Source organism: Paenirhizobium naphthalenivorans (assembly GCF_007992095.1).
Taxonomy (GTDB): domain Bacteria; phylum Pseudomonadota; class Alphaproteobacteria; order Rhizobiales; family Rhizobiaceae; genus Allorhizobium; species Allorhizobium naphthalenivorans.
Map to the genome: position 1 here is coordinate 33,205 of NZ_BJZP01000001.1, position 17,587 is coordinate 50,791.

At 60.7% G+C, this 17,587-nt stretch carries 18 protein-coding genes; 8 read left to right on the forward strand and 10 right to left on the reverse strand.

Translation table 11 applies throughout. The features are described 5' to 3' along the window. Nucleotides 1-91: 91 nt before the first annotated feature. Nucleotides 92-868 carry an ABC transporter substrate-binding protein gene (locus tag RNA01_RS00175; protein ID WP_147177732.1) on the reverse strand — a complete coding sequence of 259 codons (777 nt, stop codon included), beginning with the start codon at nt 866-868 and terminating at the stop codon, nt 92-94. Nucleotides 869-1,237: 369 nt separating this feature from the next. Here RNA01_RS00175 and RNA01_RS00180 point away from each other — a divergent pair, with 369 nt between their 5' ends. Next, nucleotides 1,238-3,397: an OmpA family protein gene (locus RNA01_RS00180; protein ID WP_147177734.1), complete on the forward strand. Its 2,160-nt coding sequence runs from the start codon at nt 1,238-1,240 to the stop codon at nt 3,395-3,397. A 75-nt stretch (nt 3,398-3,472) separates the two neighbouring features. Here the strand turns inward: RNA01_RS00180 and mobB are convergent, their stop codons facing one another. The 5 genes from mobB to moaA all read right to left on the reverse strand — a co-directional run bounded on the left by mobB (nt 3,473) and on the right by moaA (nt 7,932). Continuing rightward, a complete protein-coding gene (gene mobB / locus RNA01_RS00185) occupies nt 3,473-3,997 on the reverse strand; it encodes a molybdopterin-guanine dinucleotide biosynthesis protein B (protein WP_147177737.1) in 525 nt (174 codons plus the stop codon). Continuing rightward, nucleotides 3,994-4,623, reverse strand: coding sequence for a molybdenum cofactor guanylyltransferase MobA (mobA, locus tag RNA01_RS00190; protein WP_147177739.1), 630 nt, complete (start codon nt 4,621-4,623; stop codon nt 3,994-3,996). Before mobA ends, mobB begins: the two co-directional genes overlap by 4 nt. Next, nucleotides 4,620-5,840 carry a multidrug effflux MFS transporter gene (locus RNA01_RS00195; RefSeq protein ID WP_147177741.1) on the reverse strand — a complete coding sequence of 407 codons (1,221 nt, stop codon included), beginning with the start codon at nt 5,838-5,840 and terminating at the stop codon, nt 4,620-4,622. Before RNA01_RS00195 ends, mobA begins: the two co-directional genes overlap by 4 nt. A 43-nt stretch (nt 5,841-5,883) precedes the next feature. Next, the gene (locus tag RNA01_RS00200) at nt 5,884-6,795 is read right to left on the reverse strand and encodes a DMT family transporter (RefSeq protein WP_147177743.1); all 912 of its coding nucleotides are present in this window, start codon (nt 6,793-6,795) and stop codon (nt 5,884-5,886) included. A gap of 147 nt (nt 6,796-6,942) precedes the next feature. Next, complete coding sequence (moaA, locus tag RNA01_RS00205) at nt 6,943-7,932, reverse strand: GTP 3',8-cyclase MoaA (protein WP_147178231.1); 990 nt, start codon at nt 7,930-7,932, stop codon at nt 6,943-6,945. Nucleotides 7,933-8,139: 207 nt separating this feature from the next. Between moaA and RNA01_RS00210 the strand changes: the two genes are divergently transcribed. Further along, nucleotides 8,140-8,493 (forward strand): gamma-butyrobetaine hydroxylase family protein, encoded by a 354-nt coding sequence (locus RNA01_RS00210; RefSeq protein WP_147177746.1) that lies wholly within the window; start codon nt 8,140-8,142, stop codon nt 8,491-8,493. 25 nt (nt 8,494-8,518) lie between these two features. Here RNA01_RS00210 and RNA01_RS00215 read toward each other — a convergent pair whose 3' ends face one another. Further along, nucleotides 8,519-8,986, reverse strand: a complete 468-nt coding sequence (locus RNA01_RS00215; RefSeq protein ID WP_147177748.1) for a MarR family winged helix-turn-helix transcriptional regulator — start codon at nt 8,984-8,986, stop codon at nt 8,519-8,521. Between the two features lie 47 nt (nt 8,987-9,033). Here RNA01_RS00215 and RNA01_RS00220 point away from each other — a divergent pair, with 47 nt between their 5' ends. From RNA01_RS00220 to RNA01_RS00230, 3 genes are all read left to right on the forward strand, one after another. Beyond that, nucleotides 9,034-9,972 (forward strand): alpha/beta hydrolase, encoded by a 939-nt coding sequence (locus tag RNA01_RS00220; RefSeq protein ID WP_147177750.1) that lies wholly within the window; start codon nt 9,034-9,036, stop codon nt 9,970-9,972. A gap of 50 nt (nt 9,973-10,022) precedes the next feature. Continuing rightward, nucleotides 10,023-10,631, forward strand: coding sequence for a pyridoxamine 5'-phosphate oxidase family protein (locus tag RNA01_RS00225; RefSeq protein WP_147177752.1), 609 nt, complete (start codon nt 10,023-10,025; stop codon nt 10,629-10,631). A gap of 95 nt (nt 10,632-10,726) precedes the next feature. Continuing rightward, nucleotides 10,727-11,527, forward strand: a complete 801-nt coding sequence (locus RNA01_RS00230) for a M15 family metallopeptidase (protein ID WP_170253310.1) — start codon at nt 10,727-10,729, stop codon at nt 11,525-11,527. 15 nt (nt 11,528-11,542) lie between these two features. Here RNA01_RS00230 and RNA01_RS00235 read toward each other — a convergent pair whose 3' ends face one another. Together RNA01_RS00235 and RNA01_RS00240 are read right to left on the reverse strand one after the other, a co-directional pair. Next, on the reverse strand, nt 11,543-12,610 hold the full coding sequence (locus tag RNA01_RS00235) for a GGDEF domain-containing protein (protein WP_147177754.1): 1,068 nt from the start codon (nt 12,608-12,610) through the stop codon (nt 11,543-11,545). Between the two features lie 222 nt (nt 12,611-12,832). Continuing rightward, nucleotides 12,833-14,440 carry a fumarate hydratase gene (locus RNA01_RS00240; protein ID WP_147177756.1) on the reverse strand — a complete coding sequence of 536 codons (1,608 nt, stop codon included), beginning with the start codon at nt 14,438-14,440 and terminating at the stop codon, nt 12,833-12,835. Nucleotides 14,441-14,617: 177 nt separating this feature from the next. On the opposite strand from RNA01_RS00240, the gene RNA01_RS00245 reads away from it, so the two are divergent. Then, nucleotides 14,618-15,181 (forward strand): hypothetical protein, encoded by a 564-nt coding sequence (locus RNA01_RS00245; RefSeq protein WP_147177758.1) that lies wholly within the window; start codon nt 14,618-14,620, stop codon nt 15,179-15,181. Between the two features lie 7 nt (nt 15,182-15,188). Here RNA01_RS00245 and fumC read toward each other — a convergent pair whose 3' ends face one another. Continuing rightward, on the reverse strand, nt 15,189-16,580 hold the full coding sequence (gene fumC, locus RNA01_RS00250; protein ID WP_147177760.1) for a class II fumarate hydratase: 1,392 nt from the start codon (nt 16,578-16,580) through the stop codon (nt 15,189-15,191). A gap of 155 nt (nt 16,581-16,735) precedes the next feature. Here fumC and RNA01_RS00255 point away from each other — a divergent pair, with 155 nt between their 5' ends. Continuing rightward, on the forward strand, nt 16,736-17,068 hold the full coding sequence (locus RNA01_RS00255; RefSeq protein ID WP_147177762.1) for an ArsR/SmtB family transcription factor: 333 nt from the start codon (nt 16,736-16,738) through the stop codon (nt 17,066-17,068). A gap of 11 nt (nt 17,069-17,079) precedes the next feature. After that, nucleotides 17,080-17,574 (forward strand): arsenate reductase ArsC, encoded by a 495-nt coding sequence (locus tag RNA01_RS00260; RefSeq protein WP_147177765.1) that lies wholly within the window; start codon nt 17,080-17,082, stop codon nt 17,572-17,574. Nucleotides 17,575-17,587 lie beyond the last annotated feature (13 nt).

The following is a 17,587-nucleotide window of genomic DNA, read 5'->3' on the forward strand; positions in this document are numbered from 1 at the left end:
CGGTTCGAGCCGCAAATTATTGTCGTTTGTTGTCAAACAGAAATGGCGGAAGTGCAAGCCTTCCGCCATCCGAGGCTCTGATTTTCGGCGCTTAGTCGCCGTAAACGTCGAAATCGAAGTATTTGTCGTTGATTTCCTTGTACTTGCCGTTGGCGCGGATCGCTTTGATCGCAGCATTGAACTTTTCAGCAAGTGCGGTTTCGCCCTTGCGGACGGCAATGCCGGCGCCCGGGCCATTGATTTCGACGTCAGGTGTCAGCGCCGTGGCGATCTTGCAGCAGGCGCCGGCCTCGGACTTCACCCATTCCGACAGAACGACGACGTCGTCGATGACGGCGTCGACACGGCCGCCTTCGAGGTCGAGCTTGTATTCGTCGGTGGTCGGGTAGAGCTTGAGTTCCGCGCCGGTGGCGTATTTTTCAGCATAGTTGGCATGGGTCGTGGAGGACTGGGCGCCGAGCACCTTGCCCTTCAGATCGGCCAGGCCGGTAATGGTTGAATCCTTCGGCACGGCAAGGGCCGGTCCGGTGTTGTAGTACTTGTCGGTGAAGTCGACCTTTTCCTTGCGCTCCGGCGTGATCGACATGGAGGCGATGATGGCGTCGAACTTCTTGGCCTGAAGCGCCGGGATGATGCCGTCCCAATCCTGGGTGACGAATTCACAGGTGACCTTCATTTCATCGCAAAGGGCCTTGGCGATGTCGATATCGAAGCCGACGAGCGTGCCGTCCGATTCGAGATTGTTGAAAGGCGGATAGGCGCCCTCGGTGCCGATGATCAGCTTTTCGCCTTCGGCCATTGCTGTGCCGGCAAAAAGCGACAGTGCGGCAATCGAGGCTGCGGCAAAGAAACGTGTCGAAATACGCATGAGATCCTCTCTGTTGGTTGTTCGCGCGGTTGTTATGATTCCTGCGCTGAACCGGGCAAGCGCGGCAACCCCGTGCCGTACCTTCGTCGATATTCCTACTCTTTCTCGCGGAAAATCAACTGCAAAGACATACGCTCGGCAAAAATTGTACGGCTGAGTAATAGCGGGAGCGCTTGGGATCGGGGTCAATGGATCGGAAAATGCACAGGCGGGGCGCATTTTTTTCGTTCAGCCAGGGTTAATTTAGGTAGCGCTAGCTTCTGCCCCGATCGGGGTGAGAGACTTGTGCGGCCTCAAAAAAGCCGCCTGTCCATTGGCTCCTGCAAGCAAGAATGTCCGCGTGGTTACGCGTTTCGCAAGGAAACGAATATGAATCTGAGATCCCGATTGTTCGCCACCGTCACGGTGCCGGTTTTGACGGCCGCCGCCATGGTCGAGCCAAGCGCGGCGGCCGCCGCCAGCCACGCGAGTTCGAGCTTGTCCACAGCCGTGCTGGTCGCGCAGACTGCCGTGACGTGCAGCGACGGAAGCCAGGCTGCCGATCAGGCGAGTTGCGATGCGATCGACGTCCAGCGTGTTGCCGAACAGCAGGCCGCCGATGAGGCGCAAAAAGCTGCCGAGCAACAGGCGGCGCAGGAAGCCCAGCAGGCCGCTGAGCAGCAGGCAGCCGAGGAGGCCCAGAGGGCGGCCGAACAGCAGGCCGCCGATGAGGCACAAAAGGCGGCCGAGCAACAGGCGGCGGAGGAAGCCCAGCGGGCCGCTGAGCAACAAGCAGCCGAGGAGGCCCAGCAGGCCGCTGAGCAACAGGCGACCGATGAGGCGCAAAAGGCAGCCGAGCAGCCGCAGGTGGAACAGCCGACTGCGGAAGCCGTGAGCTGTGCCGACGGATCGCAGGCGGCGTCCGCCGATGCTTGCCCTGCGGCAGAACCGCAGGCGCCTGCAGAAGCCGCGCCGGTTGATCAGGTGCCGTCGGAGAAAGCTCCGGCTGAAGAGGCTGCCCCGATCCCGCAGGCTCCGGTCGATGAGGCCACCCCCTCGGATCAGCCTGCTGCGGATCAGGCCCCGGCAGAAGAACCGGCCCCGGCCGAACAGCCGGCGGACAGTCCACTCACCAATGACGCGATGAAACCTGCGCCGGATTCGACGCAGGGCGACATGCCGGTCGAACCGCAAGCCCAGTCGGCGCCCGCGCCGGATCAGCAGCCCGCTGGTGAACAGGTTCTCGTTCCCGCAGTCGAGCCGCCGGCGGACGCGCCTATCGTAGATGTCATTGACAAGCGCAGCGAGGAGGACAAGCTGCAGATTGCTGAGGATCCGGCCAAGACCGCCGAGACCGTGGTCCTGCCAGTCGATAACGGTGCTGCCGTTCTCGACAGTGACAAGGACGCCGACAACACCGGGGGCGCCGACGTGCGCGATGCGCGCACCATGCTGCGTGAGGAGATCCCGGTTGTCGCCGCGCCGACAAGCGATGCCGAGGCCCAGGGAACGTCGCCGAGATTCGAACCGAAGGTGATGGAGGCCATCATTGGTGAAAAGGGCAAGACGACGGATACTGCCCCAACCTTCGACGTGCCGACCTCCGTCACCAATGTGATGAACGTGACCAATGTCACCAATGTGACGAACAATGTTTCCAACGTCACCAACCAGGTGAACCAAGTGAACGAGGTGCGCGTGATCGAAGAAACCGATAACCGCACAATCATCAACGTGGGCAACCATGAGGTGGTTCGCGGAGACGATCGTTCGCGTCTGCGCTATGATGAGGGGCAAACGTTTTACGAGGAACTCTCGCGAGGGCGGGTTCGCGAGACCATCGAACGTCATGACGGGTCGCGTCTGGTGACCGTCTACAACCGCTACGGAGACATCATCCTGCGTTCGCGCTTCACTGTGGGCGGTGACGAATATGTGCTGTTCTATGCGCCGGAGGCCGACCGTGCAGAGCCGCATGTCTATGTCGACGTCGGATCCAGCCTGCCGCCGATGCGGCTCAGCATTCCGGTTCAGGACTATATCGTCACCACCTCGAACGCACCCGATCGCGATTACTACGACTTCCTCGCCCAGCCACCCGTCGAGCGCGTCGAGCGCGTCTATTCGATCGAGGAGGTGAAGTCGTCCGCCCGTCTTCGCGACAAGGTCCGCCGTATCGACCTCGATACGATCACTTTCCCGTCGGGCTCGGCTGAGGTGCCGCTCGCCCAGGCGAAGACGCTTCGCCGGGTAGCCGAGGCGATGGAGCAGGTTCTTGCCAAGGATCCGGGCGAGACCTTTCTGATCGAAGGCCATACCGATGCAGTCGGCTCCGACCGGTCGAACCTGATCCTGTCCGACAAGCGCGCCGAGACCGTCGCCAACCTCTTGAGTGAAGTCTACGGCATCCCGCCGGAAAACCTCTCTGTCCAGGGCTATGGCGAGCGCTACCTGAAGATCCGCACGGCGCAAGCTGAACAGCAAAACCGTCGCGTCGCGATCCGTCGTGTGACCTCGCTGGTTCGTCCCGCTGCGGTGGATAACCGCTAATCAAAGCGGTCGGTATCAATGCAAAGGCCGCCGACGATTTCGGCGGCCTTCTCTACATTGCGGTTCGTTCGCCAATCAGGGGTTGAGTTCTGGCAGACCGGTGATGTGGGCGATGAAATCGGCGATCGCGTGGGTGTCGTCGAGATCGAAAACCGGTAGGTTCTTGTCCGCAACCGCGTGATCGGCGGCGATTGCGACGATGTATGGATCGGAGGGCGCGAGTGGTTCGCGATTTTTCGATTCAAGTCGACGGGCCTCGATCTTTGGCACTGGTTCGCGCTTGTAGCCTTCGATCAGCACGAGGTCGCAGGGGGCCAGCCGGGCGAGGATCTCCTTGAAGGTTGGCTCCTCGCGGCCACGCAATTCGTGCATGATCGCGTAGCGGGTGCCCGACACGATCGCCACTTCATGCGCGCCGGCGCCGCGGTGGCGATAGCTGTCGGCGCCGACCTTGTCGATGTCGAAATCGTGATGGGCGTGCTTGATGGTCGAGATGCGATAGCCGCGCCGGGTGAACTCATCGACAAGCCGTACGGCTAAACCGGTTTTGCCGGAATTCTTCCAGCCGGAAATGCCAAAGATGCGGGGGAATGTGGTCATCGCGACAGGACCTCGATGAAGCGCTCGGCCGTAGCGAGATCTTCCGGAGTGTTGACGTTGAAGAACGGGTCAAGGGTACCAGCCGGTGTGTCGACCAGGGCAAAGTCGATGGCGATCGCGGGGTGGCGGGCGATGTAGCTTTGCAGGCGGCGATTGTCCGACGAAGCCATCCAGCCTTCCAGATCGTCGGCAAGTGACAGCGGCCAGAGGGCGATGACCGGATGGATCTGGCCGGCGGACGAGGCAAGGACGATACGCGTGCGGTCGTCGGCTTGGCCTACAAGCCGCAAAACAAGGTCCGTTGGCAGAAAGGGTGTGTCGGCCGGGACGGTCAGCAGGTGGCCGGGCGCATCCGGCAAGGCCGCCGCATGGCGCAGGCCGGCCAGCACGCCGGCAAGAGGTCCGGGGCGATCCATATGCAGATCAGGGACAAGCGGAAGGTCGCGCACACCGGCAAAGCCCTCGCAGGCGTTGAGCGCCAGGCTTGACACCTGCGGCCGCAGCCGTTCCGCGATGCGATCGATCATCGGGCGGCCGGCAAGCAGTGCACTCGCCTTGTCACGCCCCATCCGGCGGGACAGGCCGCCGGCAAGGATAAGGCCTGGGGGATTGCCGTCGCCGGTCATCTCTCTTCGCTTCTCCAGCTGTCTGTCGGGTCAGAATAACGCAGCAAGAGGAGTGCCGCGAGTGCGAGTACGCCACAGGTCAGCATGACCAGCAACAGTGGCATGGCGCCTGTCTCGACGCTGAGGATCGCCGAGGCGAAAAGCGAGCTCGCCGCGCCGCCACCCATGGAGATCGCGCCGCTGAGGCCGGAGGCCGAGCCGGCAAGATGCGGTCTGACGCTGACGACGCCGGCATTGGCGCTCGGTAGCGTCAGGCCGTTGCCGAAGCCGACGATGACCTGCGGACCGAAGAAGGCAAGCGCCGATTTTGCGCCCGCCAGCAGGAGCAGCATCGGAACCAGCGTGCCAAGGATCAGTGCGAGGGTGCCGGCCAGCATCATGATGAATGTGCCGAAGCGTCGCGCGTAGCGGCCGGACAGGAAGTTCCCCATCATGTAGCCTGCGGCGATGAAGACGAACTGAAGTCCGAGTGTGCTCGGGTTCATCTCCAGCAGTGTCGCGCCGACGAAGGGCGCTCCGCCGAGAAAGGCGAAGAAGGCGCCGGAGGTAAAGGTGACGACGGCGGAATAACCCCAGAATTGCGTCGAGGCGAGCAGTCCGGGCCAGGCCCTGAACTGCGCCGAGAAGCTGGCGCTGCGATTGTGGTTGGTCTCGCCAAGGTCGGTCCAGACCAGGGCCAGAACGACCGCGGCGAGAAGGACGAGCGCTGCGAAATTGGCGCGCCAGCCGAAGGCGTCGCCGAGTACGCCGCCAAGTGTCGGGCCGATCATCGGCACGATCGTCATGCCCATGGTGACATAGCCGATCATCGAGGCGGCCTGCTCCATCGGTACCATGTCGCGGACGATGGCGCGCGACAGGACGATGCCTGCGACGACGGCGGTTTGCACCATGCGGGCGGCGACCAGGGTGTAGATGTCCGTCGCCAGCATGCAGACGAGTGAGGCGACCAGCAGCAGGCAGAGACTGCCCAACACGGTCGGGCGGCGACCGAATCGGTCGGACAAGGGGCCTATGACCAACTGGATGAGCGCCGTCATGGCGATATAGCCCGAGATCAGGATCTGGATCGTGCCGTAAGATACGCCAAAATCCTTGGCCATGCTCGGCAGCGCTGGCAGGAAGATGTTCATCGTCAGCGCCGAGAGACCGGCGATCGCCACCAGCGTGACGATATGGGGCGGAGACTGTCGGTCGAGAAAGCGTGCGGTCTTCAAGCTTTGGTTTCCTGCGTCAGCAACGGTCGCGCGGTTGTCGGTATCATGCCGCCGTCTCCGACGACGGGACCTGTCTGCTGGCCATCTCCGAGCGACGCTTGTTCTCTCGATAGAAGGCATAAAGACCCGAGCCGATGACGATCACCGTGCCTGTCGCCATCCACATGTCCGGAACCTCGCCGAAGAAGATCATGCCAAGCGTTACGGCCCAGAGCAGGCTGGTGTAGCGGAACGGGGCGATGAAGGAGATCTCGCCGGTGCGCATGGCCATGATGATCGCCAGATAGCCGATGGAGATCAGGCAAGAGGCAAGCAGCAGAATACCCCAAGTCGACACGCTCATTGGCTGCCAGCCGCCGAGCGGCCCGATCAGACAGCCACCGACGATAGTGATCCCAACCGCGGTGCTAAGCGTGACGGTAAGGGAGGAGATGCCAGGATCGATCCTCTTGGTAACGAGGTCGCGGGCGGCGGCAAAGAGAACGCTCAGCGACACGTAGAGCGAGGCCATGGTGAAGCCTTCCGGGCCGGGCCTGATGATGATCAGGACGCCGAGGAAGCCGATGCCTATGGCCATCCAGCGCCGCCAGCCGACGGGCTCACCGAGGAAGAGCGCCGCCCCGAGCGTCACCGCCAGCGGCAGGGACTGGAGGATCGAGGAGATATTGGCGAGCGGCATGACGCCCAGCGCGTTCAGGAAGGTCACTGCGGCCAGAGTTTCGAACAGCATGCGCAGCAGCACCGTGGGTTGCGTCAGCATGCGGATGTGGCCGATAGCACCCATATGGCGAGCCACCCCATAGACCAGGATCGTGGTGATCGCGCCGCGCACGAACATCAACTGGCCGACATTCATCAGCGGGGTTACCCCCTTGGTAAGTGCATCGTTGAACGTGAAGCCTGCCATCGCGAGCGCCATCAGCAGCGCTCCCGTCGTATTCTTGGACAATGCCATGCGCGGTGTTCCTGGACTCTGGGAGACCTGTTCTAACGGAAGCGGTGAGCGAGCGGTATCGCCTTTGTTGGCCGATGAACGGGCGGTCGCAAAAGCAATGTGCGACGTGTTTGGGGACTGTTGGGGTAGGGTGGGACGGACGACGATTTAGCCCCCGGTGACGCTCATGTGGCGGGCGACGGCCGGGCGGCGGTGATTCCGGTCTATGATGAAATCATGCCCCTTCGGCTTGCGTCCTATGGCCTCGTCGATCGCTGCCGAGACAAAGGCGTCGTCGTCGGAGGCACGCAGGGCCATGCGCAGATCGGCCGCGTCGTCTTGACCTAGGCACATGTAAAGCGTTCCGGTACAGGTAAGCCGCACGCGGTTGCAGCTTTCGCAGAAATTATGCGTCATCGGTGTGATCAGACCGAGCTTGCCGCCGGTTTCCTTCACCGCGACATAGCGCGCCGGGCCGCCTGTCGAGAGTGGCAGGTCGGTGAGGGTGAAGTCTTCCTCGAGACGTTGCCGCACCAAGGAGAGTGGCAGATACTGGTCGGTGCGGTCCTCACCGGTCTCGCCCATCGGCATGGTCTCGATCAGCGTCAGGTCCATGTCATTTGCATGGGCATAGCGCATCATCTCGGGGATTTCGTCCTCGTTGAAGCCCTTGAGCGCCACAGCATTGAGCTTGACACGGATCCCGGCGGCCTGGGCGGCGCGTATGCCCTCCATCACCTTGTCGAATTCGCCCCAGCGGGTGATGGTACGAAATTTTTCCGAGTCGAGCGTGTCGAGCGAGACGTTGATGCGGCGGACGCCGCAGCCGGCGAGCTCGGCGGCAAAACGCGCCAACTGCGAACCATTGGTGGTCAGTGTCAGTTCTTCAAGCGCGCCGCTGTCGAGATGGCGCGACAGACTACGGACAAGGAACATGATGTTCTTGCGGACCAGCGGCTCGCCGCCCGTCAGCCTGAGCTTCTTCACGCCTTTGGTGATGAAGGCGGAACAGAGCCGGTCTAGCTCCTCCAGCGTCAGTAGATCCTTCTTCGGCAGGAAGGTCATGTTCTCCGCCATGCAATAGGTGCAACGGAAATCGCAGCGGTCGGTGACTGACACGCGCAAATAGGTGACCGCCCGTCCAAACGGGTCGATCATCGGTGCGTCGCTCGACTGAAGTGCAGTGGCGTCCTGCCACGGCCCGGCGCTGAAATTCACGGTAAGACCTCTCGTTGTTCAGCTAAGATGGTCAGCAGGGCGCGCCGCGTCAAGCAAATGGGTGCGCGCGTCGCTGGCAAAATGTCTTGCGCCGCACAATAGGTGGGCATAGTGCTCGAGGATCAGACAAAATTGACGGATGCGAAAATGAGCGAATTCTGGCCGACCGAACTCAAGGTGTCGAAGGACCGGCGCACATTGTCGGTGACCTTCAACGACGGCGTGATTGCCGCGCTGCCGGCCGAGATGCTCCGGGTCCTGTCACCCTCGGCGGAAGTGCAGGGCCATGGCCCGGGCCAAAAGGTGACCGTGCCGGGCAAGCGGCAGGTGGCGATTTCCGCCGTGACGCCGACCGGGAACTATGCCGTGCGAATCGCGTTCGACGACGGCCATGACAGCGGCATCTTCACCTGGAGCTATCTGCGCGAACTGGGCGAGGCCGGGGAGAGCAAGTTTGCCGATTACGAGCGGGAACTGGCGGACAAGGGACTGAGCCGGTAGGCCCGGTCTTGCCGGCGGGTTGGGTTCAGCTCTCTGTCTCTTCCTCGCTCAGTAGCCGGGTGATCAGTTTTTCCATGGTGCCGGCCATCAACAGGCAGTCTTCGATCGGTGTCGCCGATAGGGTCCGCTCGATCAGATCCGTCTGGATCGCCATGGCGCGGGCCGTCAGTTCGCGGCCGTTCTCAGTGAGGAACAGGCGCAGGATGCGTTTGTCCCGGGCGTCGGCGCGGCGTTCGATCAGTCCGCGCTTCTCCATCTGGGGCAGCAGCATGCTCATGTTGGAGCGCCCGACCAGCAGTTTGCGGGCCAACTCCTGCTGCGAGATGGCCTCGAAGCGGTAGAGATTGACCAGAATATCGAGGTGTGGCGGCTTGAGGTCGAGCGGTGCAAGCGCCCGCGTCAACGCCTGTTGCATGAGTTGGCAGGCGCGACCGACACTGACCCAGCTCTTGAAACGCGGGTGGTCCCAGGGCAGGGCTTGATTTTTGTTCATTGCTGTACTTTATTGTTCATCGTTGAACATTTATGGGGAATCCGACTATGCCATCCTTTGCTGATAAGGTCACCCGATTCGGTTTCTCCCGCCTCGGGCGAATCTCGCCGGAGCTTGCAAGCCAGCTCGCGCTCACCCTGTTCTGCCGCACGCCGGCGAAGCGGCCGAAAGTGGCCAAGGCGAAAGCCACTTTCGCTGAAGGCGCTCGGAAACTCGCGCAGGCCGAGAAAATCCTCGTGCAAGGTCCGGAGATGACTATCGGTGTCCAGCGCATCGCGGCATCGGGCTGCTCTGCGCCACGGGTGCTGGTGATTCATGGCTGGGGGTCGCGTGCCGAATATCTTGCAGATATGGCCCTGGGATTGCGCGACGCGGGCGCCGAGGTGTTTGTTGTCGATCTTCCCGGCCACGGCCGGTCGTCCGGCCGTCGCCTTGACATGCGCATGGCGGCCGAAGCTATGGCCACGGTGCAGGAACGTTTCGGGCCGTTTGATGCGGCCGTCGGACACTCTTTCGGTGGCGCGGCGCTGATGACGGCTGCTGGAGGCAGTTTTCCCGGTATCCCCGCGCTTTACGCCGGGCGGCTTGCGGTGATCGGATCGCCGTCGCGCATTGAAGACGTGTTCGACGGTTTCTCCTGGATGGTCGGCCTGACCAAGGCCACGCAGCGGGCGCTGGTCGACAGGACGCAACGGCTGGTTGGCTGTGGTGTGGATGCGCTGGATTGCGTGCCGATTGCGCTTCGGCTTGGCAAGCCGTTGCTGGTCGTCCATGCCGAGGATGACAAGGAGGTCAGCGCCGCCCAAGCCAAACGTTATGTCGGAGTTTCCGATCTTGTCCGCCACTACTGGGCGAATGGGCAGGGACATCGCCGGATTGTCAGCGCGCCGGGCGTCATTTCCGAGGTTTCGGCCTTTCTGCTTTCTGATCATCTGGCTGTTGGTCTCGGCAATCCCTTGCCACTGCGCGCGGCGTCATCATACTGATAAGGTCCGTTCGTATCTGGGGCATTGTCAATGAGCCGGAAAGAGAGACCATGACGATCATCCGCACAGTCGAAGCCCTGAGGGAAATCTATCAGGGCGTGAGCGAGGCTTCGCTGGTCAAGGTGACGGACAGGCTGACGCTGGAATACCGTCGGATGATCGAGGCGTCGCCCTTCTTGGCGCTGGCGACCGTCGGGCCGGAAGGGCTCGACTGCTCGCCGCGCGGTGATCGTGGCGCGGTCGTACGGGTAGAGGATGAAAAGACGGTCGCCATCCCGGACTGGCGCGGCAACAATCGGATCGATTCGCTTCTGAACATCGTGCGTGATCCGCGTGTGGCGTTGATGTTCCTCATTCCGGGCTCGAACACGGTGATGCGAATCAATGGCCGGGCCGTCGTTTCGGCCGATCCCGCTCGGCTCTCCAGCTTTGAGATGGACGGAAGACATCCGCGCACCGTCGTGTTGGTGACCCTCGACGAGGTCTATTTCCAGTGCGCCCGCGCGATTATGCGGGCGGGGTTGTGGCAACCGGAGAACTTTGTCGACCCGAAGGACCTGCCATCGCCGGGTGACCTGTTGCAGGCCGCAAAGGCCGATTTCGACAAGGAAAGCTATGACCGCACGTGGCCTGAGCGGGCCGCGAACACCATGTGGTGAAGCTGTCGCGCGGTAGTCTCCACCTGACGCATTGTCGTGCAAGCCGCATCATGCGAACCTTGCCGTTGCAAAGGGGCTTTGGGCGGGAGCGCGGCATGGAAAAATCTGGATATTTCGCGGCGGTGGTCGCTGCCTGTCAAATGTTCGCTCCTGGGCCGGCCCAATCTGTCGAACTGAGCCTCTCCGACAAGCTCGGATTACTCGTCGCCGCTTATCCGGAAACAATCAGCGGCGTCGAGGACGGTCGCTTGATGTTTCGTGATGGTAGCGCTCCATTGCTGATCGACGACGGTAAGGCGAAGGACCACTTTGCCAAGCTCGCGCAGGGCGATGTCGAAGACAGCCTCTCTCAGGACTATCCGCTCGGACCCTGTGAAATGAAGCCGGATGTCAATTTCGATCCAGGACGCATTCGCAGCGATTCATTGATGATGCGGCTTTACGGGGCGTCGGCACGTGAAGTGGAGCGGTCGCTCGTCAGGGTCGCATGGTTTGGCAAAAGCGTGCGGCTGACGAAGAGACAGGGCGCGGCGGCAGCCCTTGAAAAGGTTCGCGACGAACTTGCGGCAAAGCCTGCCCTGAAGAAATACCTGTCCCCCTCTGCCGGCACTTTCAACTGGCGCAAGGTGGCGAACGCCCCCAACATGTCGGTGCACAGTTTTGGCGCGGCGATCGACATCAATACGAAATATGCCGACTACTGGATCTGGTCGGGTGGCAAGCCGGGCAATGTTCCCAATTATGCGAACAAGTATCCGATGGAGATCATCGACGTTTTCGAGCGCCACGGGTTTGTCTGGGGCGGCCGCTGGTATCACTATGACACCATGCACTTCGAGTATCGGCCCGAGCTGATTGCCATCGCCAAGGCCAGCGGTACCTCCGCTTGTCCTTGAAGCTTCAGGCGAGGGTCATCGCCTGTAGATCAGCCAGCTCTTGGTGAAGTCCTTCTTCATGCCGTCCTCGAAGATTTTTGTCCGATTGCGACCGGCATGCTTGGCGCAATACAGAGCGATGTCCGCTTTCGAGTAAAGTTCACCGGGGTCGTCGGCGCTGCCGGCCATGCAGAAGCCGAGCGAGAGGGTGATTGGACCATAATTGACGCCTGTTCGGGAATTCTTGAACGGCGTCGTCTCGAGCGCGCTGCGAACCCGCTCGCACATTTGATTGACCTCTTCGGCCGTGTTGCCGTCGATGATGATGGCAAATTCCTCGCCGCCGGTGCGGGCGACGAAGCAGTCCTTGCGGACATTGGCGCGGATCACCGTGGCGACGGTGGCGAGGATCTTGTCGCCCACGGGATGACCATAGGTGTCGTTGATCTTCTTGAAATTGTCGATGTCGGCCAGCACCAGGGAGGTCAGTGGTGCGCTGGTGGAAGCATTGTATATCGATGCCAGACGTTCGTCGAAGGCGCGGCGATTGGCAATGCGCGTCAGCGAATCCGTATTGGCGATGCGCTTGTACTCGTCCAGCTCCTTGCGGACCTGGTCCATTTCCTGGGACTTCTGAGTGACCTGTTCGACCGTTTGCTCGCCATGGGCCATGGTCGTGTCAGTGGCCTCGGTCAACAGCGTGATGGCGCTGCGCAGGATGTCGACGCTTGCCGTGTTCTTCGTATTGATGCGGCTGTAGGTCTCGCCGAGCAGCTTGTTGTAACTTTCGAGTGAAGTCTGCTCCTGTTTCAACAGATGCAGCAGGCCATCGAGTTCGGAGATGATCTTGGAATGGGCGTTCTCTATCACCCGGCTCTGGTGATTGCCGAAATACTGTTGGCCGAGTTCGTCGAGTTCTTCCTGAGTCGCCTTGCTGCCGAGCGCGGCAAGTTCTCTGGTCAGGGTCGGATTGGAGCCGATATAGGCTTCATAGAACAGCTCATAATTCCGCGGAATAGGGGGGACGCCCATCGTGCGCATGGCATAGGTGATCTGCGCCGCGATGTCGGGAATCTGTGCCTTGGGCGTCGTTGCCGTGTTCATCGGCGAACTCCATTTGTCTGTCGGATCCACGATCCTTTTTGATAGTTAGACGGAAAATGTTTGAAAACATTTAAAGTCCGGAGTGCCAGAAATAGTCTGGTAATCTTTGCAGCCTCTGGGAGAAATGCCATAATCTATTGTTTTTAAATGTAAAAATTACCGCAAATAGAAAAGGACGGCGCATTGGCGCCGCCCCTTGTTGTTCATTTTTCTTCTGTTGGTTCAGCCCAGATTGAATTCCTGGAAGAAATCATTGCCCTTGTCGTCGGTGACGATAAAAGCCGGGAAATCCACGACTTCGATCTTCCAGACGGCTTCCATTCCGAGTTCCGGATACTCGAGAACCTCCACCTTCTTGATGCAGTCTTGGGCAAGGCGGGCGGCCGGACCACCAATGGAACCCAAGTAGAAGCCGCCATGTGTCTTGCAGGCTTCGCGCACGGCGCGCGAGCGGTTGCCCTTGGCCAGCATGACCATCGAACCGCCGAAGGACTGGAACTGGTCGACATAGCTGTCCATGCGGCCGGCCGTCGTCGGTCCGAAGGAGCCGGAGGCGTAGCCGGCCGGGGTCTTGGCCGGGCCGGCATAGTAGACCGGGTGGTTCTTCAGGTATTCCGGCATACCTTCGCCCTTCTCCAGCCGCTCGCGAATCTTGGAGTGAGCGAGGTCGCGGGCGACGATGATCGTGCCGGTCAGCGACAGGCGCGTCTTGACCGGGTGCTTGGTCAACTCGGCAAGGATCGCGCTCATCGGCTGGTCGAGGTCGATCTTGACCACCGACGAGGACAGTGCGGTCTCGTCGATTTCTGGCATGTACTTCGACGGATCGGTCTCGAGCTGTTCGATGTAGATGCCATCCTTGGTAATCTTGCCAAGTGCCTGGCGGTCGGCGGAACAGGAGACGCCAAGGCCGATGGGCAGCGAAGCGCCGTGACGGGGCAGGCGGATCACCCGGACGTCGTGACAGAAATACTTGCCGCCGAACTGGGCGCCGACGCCGAGCGACTGAGTCAGCTTGTGGATTTCCTTTTCCATCTCCAGATCGCGGAAAGCGTGGCCGCTTTCCGAACCTTCAGTCGGCAGGCTGTCGAGATAGCGGGCGGACGCGAGCTTGACCGTCTTCAGGTTCATCTCGGCCGACAGACCGCCGATGACGATCGCCAGGTGGTAAGGAGGGCAGGCGGCTGTGCCGAGCGACAGGATCTTGTCCTTGAGGAAGTCGATCATCCGGTCGTGGGTGAGCAGCGAGGGTGTGCCTTGGTAGAGGAAGGTCTTGTTGGCGGAGCCGCCGCCCTTGGCCATGAACAGGAACTTGTAGGCGTCCTCGCCTTCCTCGTAGATGTCGATCTGCGCCGGCAGGTTGGTCTTGGTGTTCTTTTCCTCGAACATCTTGAGCGGCGCGAGTTGCGAATAACGCAGGTTCTTATGCTCGTAGGCATCCATTACACCCTTGGCCAGCGCCGCATCGTCGCCGCCTTCGGTCCAGACCTTGCGGCCTTTCTTCGCCATGATGATCGCCGTGCCGGTATCCTGGCACATCGGCAACACGCCGCCCGCTGCGATATTGGCGTTCTTCAAGAGGTCGTAGGCGACGAAGCGGTCATTGTCGGTCGCTTCCGGATCCTGAAGGATCGAGGCGAGCTGCTTGAGGTGGCCGGGGCGCAGCAGATGGTTGATGTCGGCAAATGCCGTCTCGGCGAGCAGGCGCAGGCCCTCCGGATCGACGGTCAGGACCTCCTGGCTCTTGAACGTGTCGACGGACACGTAGTCGGAGGAAATCTTGCGATAAGGGGTGGTGTCTTCGCCAAGGGGAAAGAGAGCGTCAGCCATCAGTCAAAAGCCTTTCGGAGGCGGGTTGTCGGATGGCCGTGGTTTAAGAGGCGGAGGTCGGTTTTGCAATCATTCTAAAGCTTATGCTTGCTGCCATTTTTCGCTTATTAGATAGGATCCCATCTAGTAGCTTTGGTTTCGCGGGTGCCGCTTATCGAGATTGGTGAGGAGCCTTTCATGGATTTCAAACTGGTATTCGATGGCGATCTTCGACCACATCAACAGATAGGCCTGAAAGAGATTAATCAAATAAGGAGGGAGCTTGCGCCTCAAATAAGAGCCGCTTGGTCATATCCGCCGTTGAGTGATGTGCTTCATTGGAAAGATGAACAACGTGATGCCGCTCAGCTTACTTGTCGGATGACAATCGACGGGGTCCTCTTTATTCCAATGATCTCTGCCAAAACCAGCCTTTTTGCCGAAATCGACGTCCTCTTATTGAGGGCGCAGGCCCCCGGCAGATTGATCTCGAACCATGGTGACATTGACAACCGTCTTAAGACGCTCCTTGACGCACTAAGGGTTCCCTCAAAAGACCAAGTCCAGAAGTTAAAGGCATGCAATGCGTTCGACGATGAACCCCAATATTGTCTGCTGGAGGACGACAATCTTGTTACAAAGCTAAGCGTATCGACCGACAGATTGCTTGGTGAGCCTCATGGCAGCCAACGGACACTTGCCGTCCTCAGCATTCGTGCAAAGCCGTCTCGAGTGGTTTGGGACAACCTCGGATTCACGTGAGCCGCTCTCACTTCGGTCCGATCATCAGCTCCGGCCGCACCAGTTCGTCGAACTCCTCGTTGCTGAGATAGCCGCCGCCGACCGCTTCCTGGCGCAGCGTCGTGCCGTTCTTGTGGGCGGTCTTGGCGATCTTGGCGCAGGTGTCGTAGCCGAGACGGGTGTTCAGCGCCGTGACCAGCATCAGCGAGTTTTCCACGCCCTTGCGGATATTGTCCTCGCGCGCCTTGATGCCGGTCACGCAATTGTCGGTGAACGAACGCGCCGCGTCGCCGAGCAGTTGCACCGACTGCAGGAAATTGTAGGCCATCATCGGATTGTAGACGTTCAGCTCGAAATGGCCCTGGCTACCGGCGAAGGTGATCGCCGCCTGATTGCCGAAGATGTGGGCGCAGACCTGGGTGAGGGCCTCCGATTGGGTCGGGTTGACCTTGCCCGGCATGATCGACGAGCCAGGTTCGTTCTCGGGCAGGGCCAGCTCGCCAAGGCCGGCGCGGGGGCCGGAGCCGAGAAATCGGATGTCGTTGGCGATTTTGAAGCAGGCGGCCGCTGCGGCATTGATCGCGCCGTGGGAAAAGACCATGGCGTCATGGGAGGCCAGCGCCTCGAACTTGTTGGGCGCCGTGACGAAGGGCAGGCCGGTGATCTTGGCGATCTCCTCGGCCACCTTTTCGGCAAAACCGATGGGGGCGTTCAGGCCAGTGCCGACGGCGGTGCCTCCTTGGGCGAGTTCGTACAAACCGGGCAGCGTCAGCTCGATCCGCTTGATCGCCGAGGCGACCTGGGCGGCATAGCCGGAGAATTCCTGGCCGAGCGTCAGGGGGGTGGCATCCTGGGTGTGGGTGCGGCCGATCTTGATGATATGGGCGAAGGATTTCGCCTTGGCGTCAAGGGCCTGGTGCAGGTGCTTCAGATTGGGAATGAGGTGGCGGACGATCTGTTCGGCGCAGGCGATGTGCATGGCCGTCGGATAGGTGTCGTTCGAAGACTGGCTCATGTTGACATGGTCGTTGGGGTGAACGGGCTTCTTCGAGCCCATCACGCCGCCAAGCATCTCGATTGCCCGGTTGGAAATCACCTCGTTGGCATTCATGTTCGACTGGGTGCCGGATCCGGTCTGCCAGACGACGAGGGGGAAATGGTCGTCGAGCTTGCCGTCGATCACCTCCTGCGCCGCCGCAACGATCACTTCGCCGAGGTTGGGGTCAAGGCCGCCGAGTGCCATGTTGGCCCGCGCGGCGGCCTGCTTGACGATGCCGAGCGCATGCACGACCGAAAGGGGCTGCTTCTCCCAGCCGATCTTGAAGTTGCCACGGGATCGCTCGGCCTGTGCGCCCCAGTAACGGTCGGCTGCCACCTCGATCGGGCCGAAGGTGTCGGTTTCGCTGCGGGTATTGCTCATAGTCTCGAGACCTTGTTGTTGGTTTCTGGCGATAGGGGATATTTAGCCCTCGATCAGGCCGCTGCAATGTCTGTTCCATTAATTGAAAAAGCTACTCATGTTAATTTCTCGGAAGCCTCCCTTGAAAACTTCGACAATTCATGATTTATGGAAATATGAATACGAAACAGACACTCGATGCGCTTTCGGCGCTTGGTCATGACGGACGGCTGGCGATTTTCCGGCTGCTGGTGCGTCACGCGCCGGATGGTCTCAACGCGGGCGAGATTGCGTCCGCGCTCAATTTTCGTGCCAACACGCTGTCGGCCAATCTCACCGTGCTCGCCAATGCCGGGCTGGTCAGCGGCGAGCGGGAGGGGCGCCATATCCGTTACCGGGCTGATCTCGACGCAATGCGTGCGCTGATGGCCTTCCTGCTTGAGGACTGCTGCGGCGGCTCCGCCGACATTTGCCGTCCGATTCTCGATGAAATCACCTGTCGTTGCTAGAGGCTTCTTTAATGACACAAGATCATTTTAATGTTCTGTTCCTGTGCACCGGCAATTCGGCGCGTTCCATCCTCGCCGAGTCCTGCCTTAATCGTGAGGGGCGGGGACGTTTCACCGCCTATTCCGCTGGCTCGCATCCCAAGGGTGAGGTTCATCCGATGGCGATCGAGCTCCTGAAGCGGGCAAATTACGATACATCTGGCCTGCGCTCGAAAAGCTGGGAGGAGTTTGCCGTGCCCTGTGCACCGAAGATGGATTTCGTCTTCACGGTCTGCGACGCGGCCGCCGCCGAGGCTTGCCCGGTTTGGCCAGGGCAGCCGATGACCGCCCATTGGGGTGTTCCTGATCCTGCGGCGGTGGAAGGGTCCGACACTGAAAAGGCACTCGCTTTCGCCGATGCCTACCGCATGCTCAACAATCGCATTTCGATTTTCGTCAACCTGCCGATCGCCAGCCTCGACAGGTTGGCGCTGCAGAAACGGCTGACCGATATCGGTCAAGCCTGAGGCCGTATTTCCG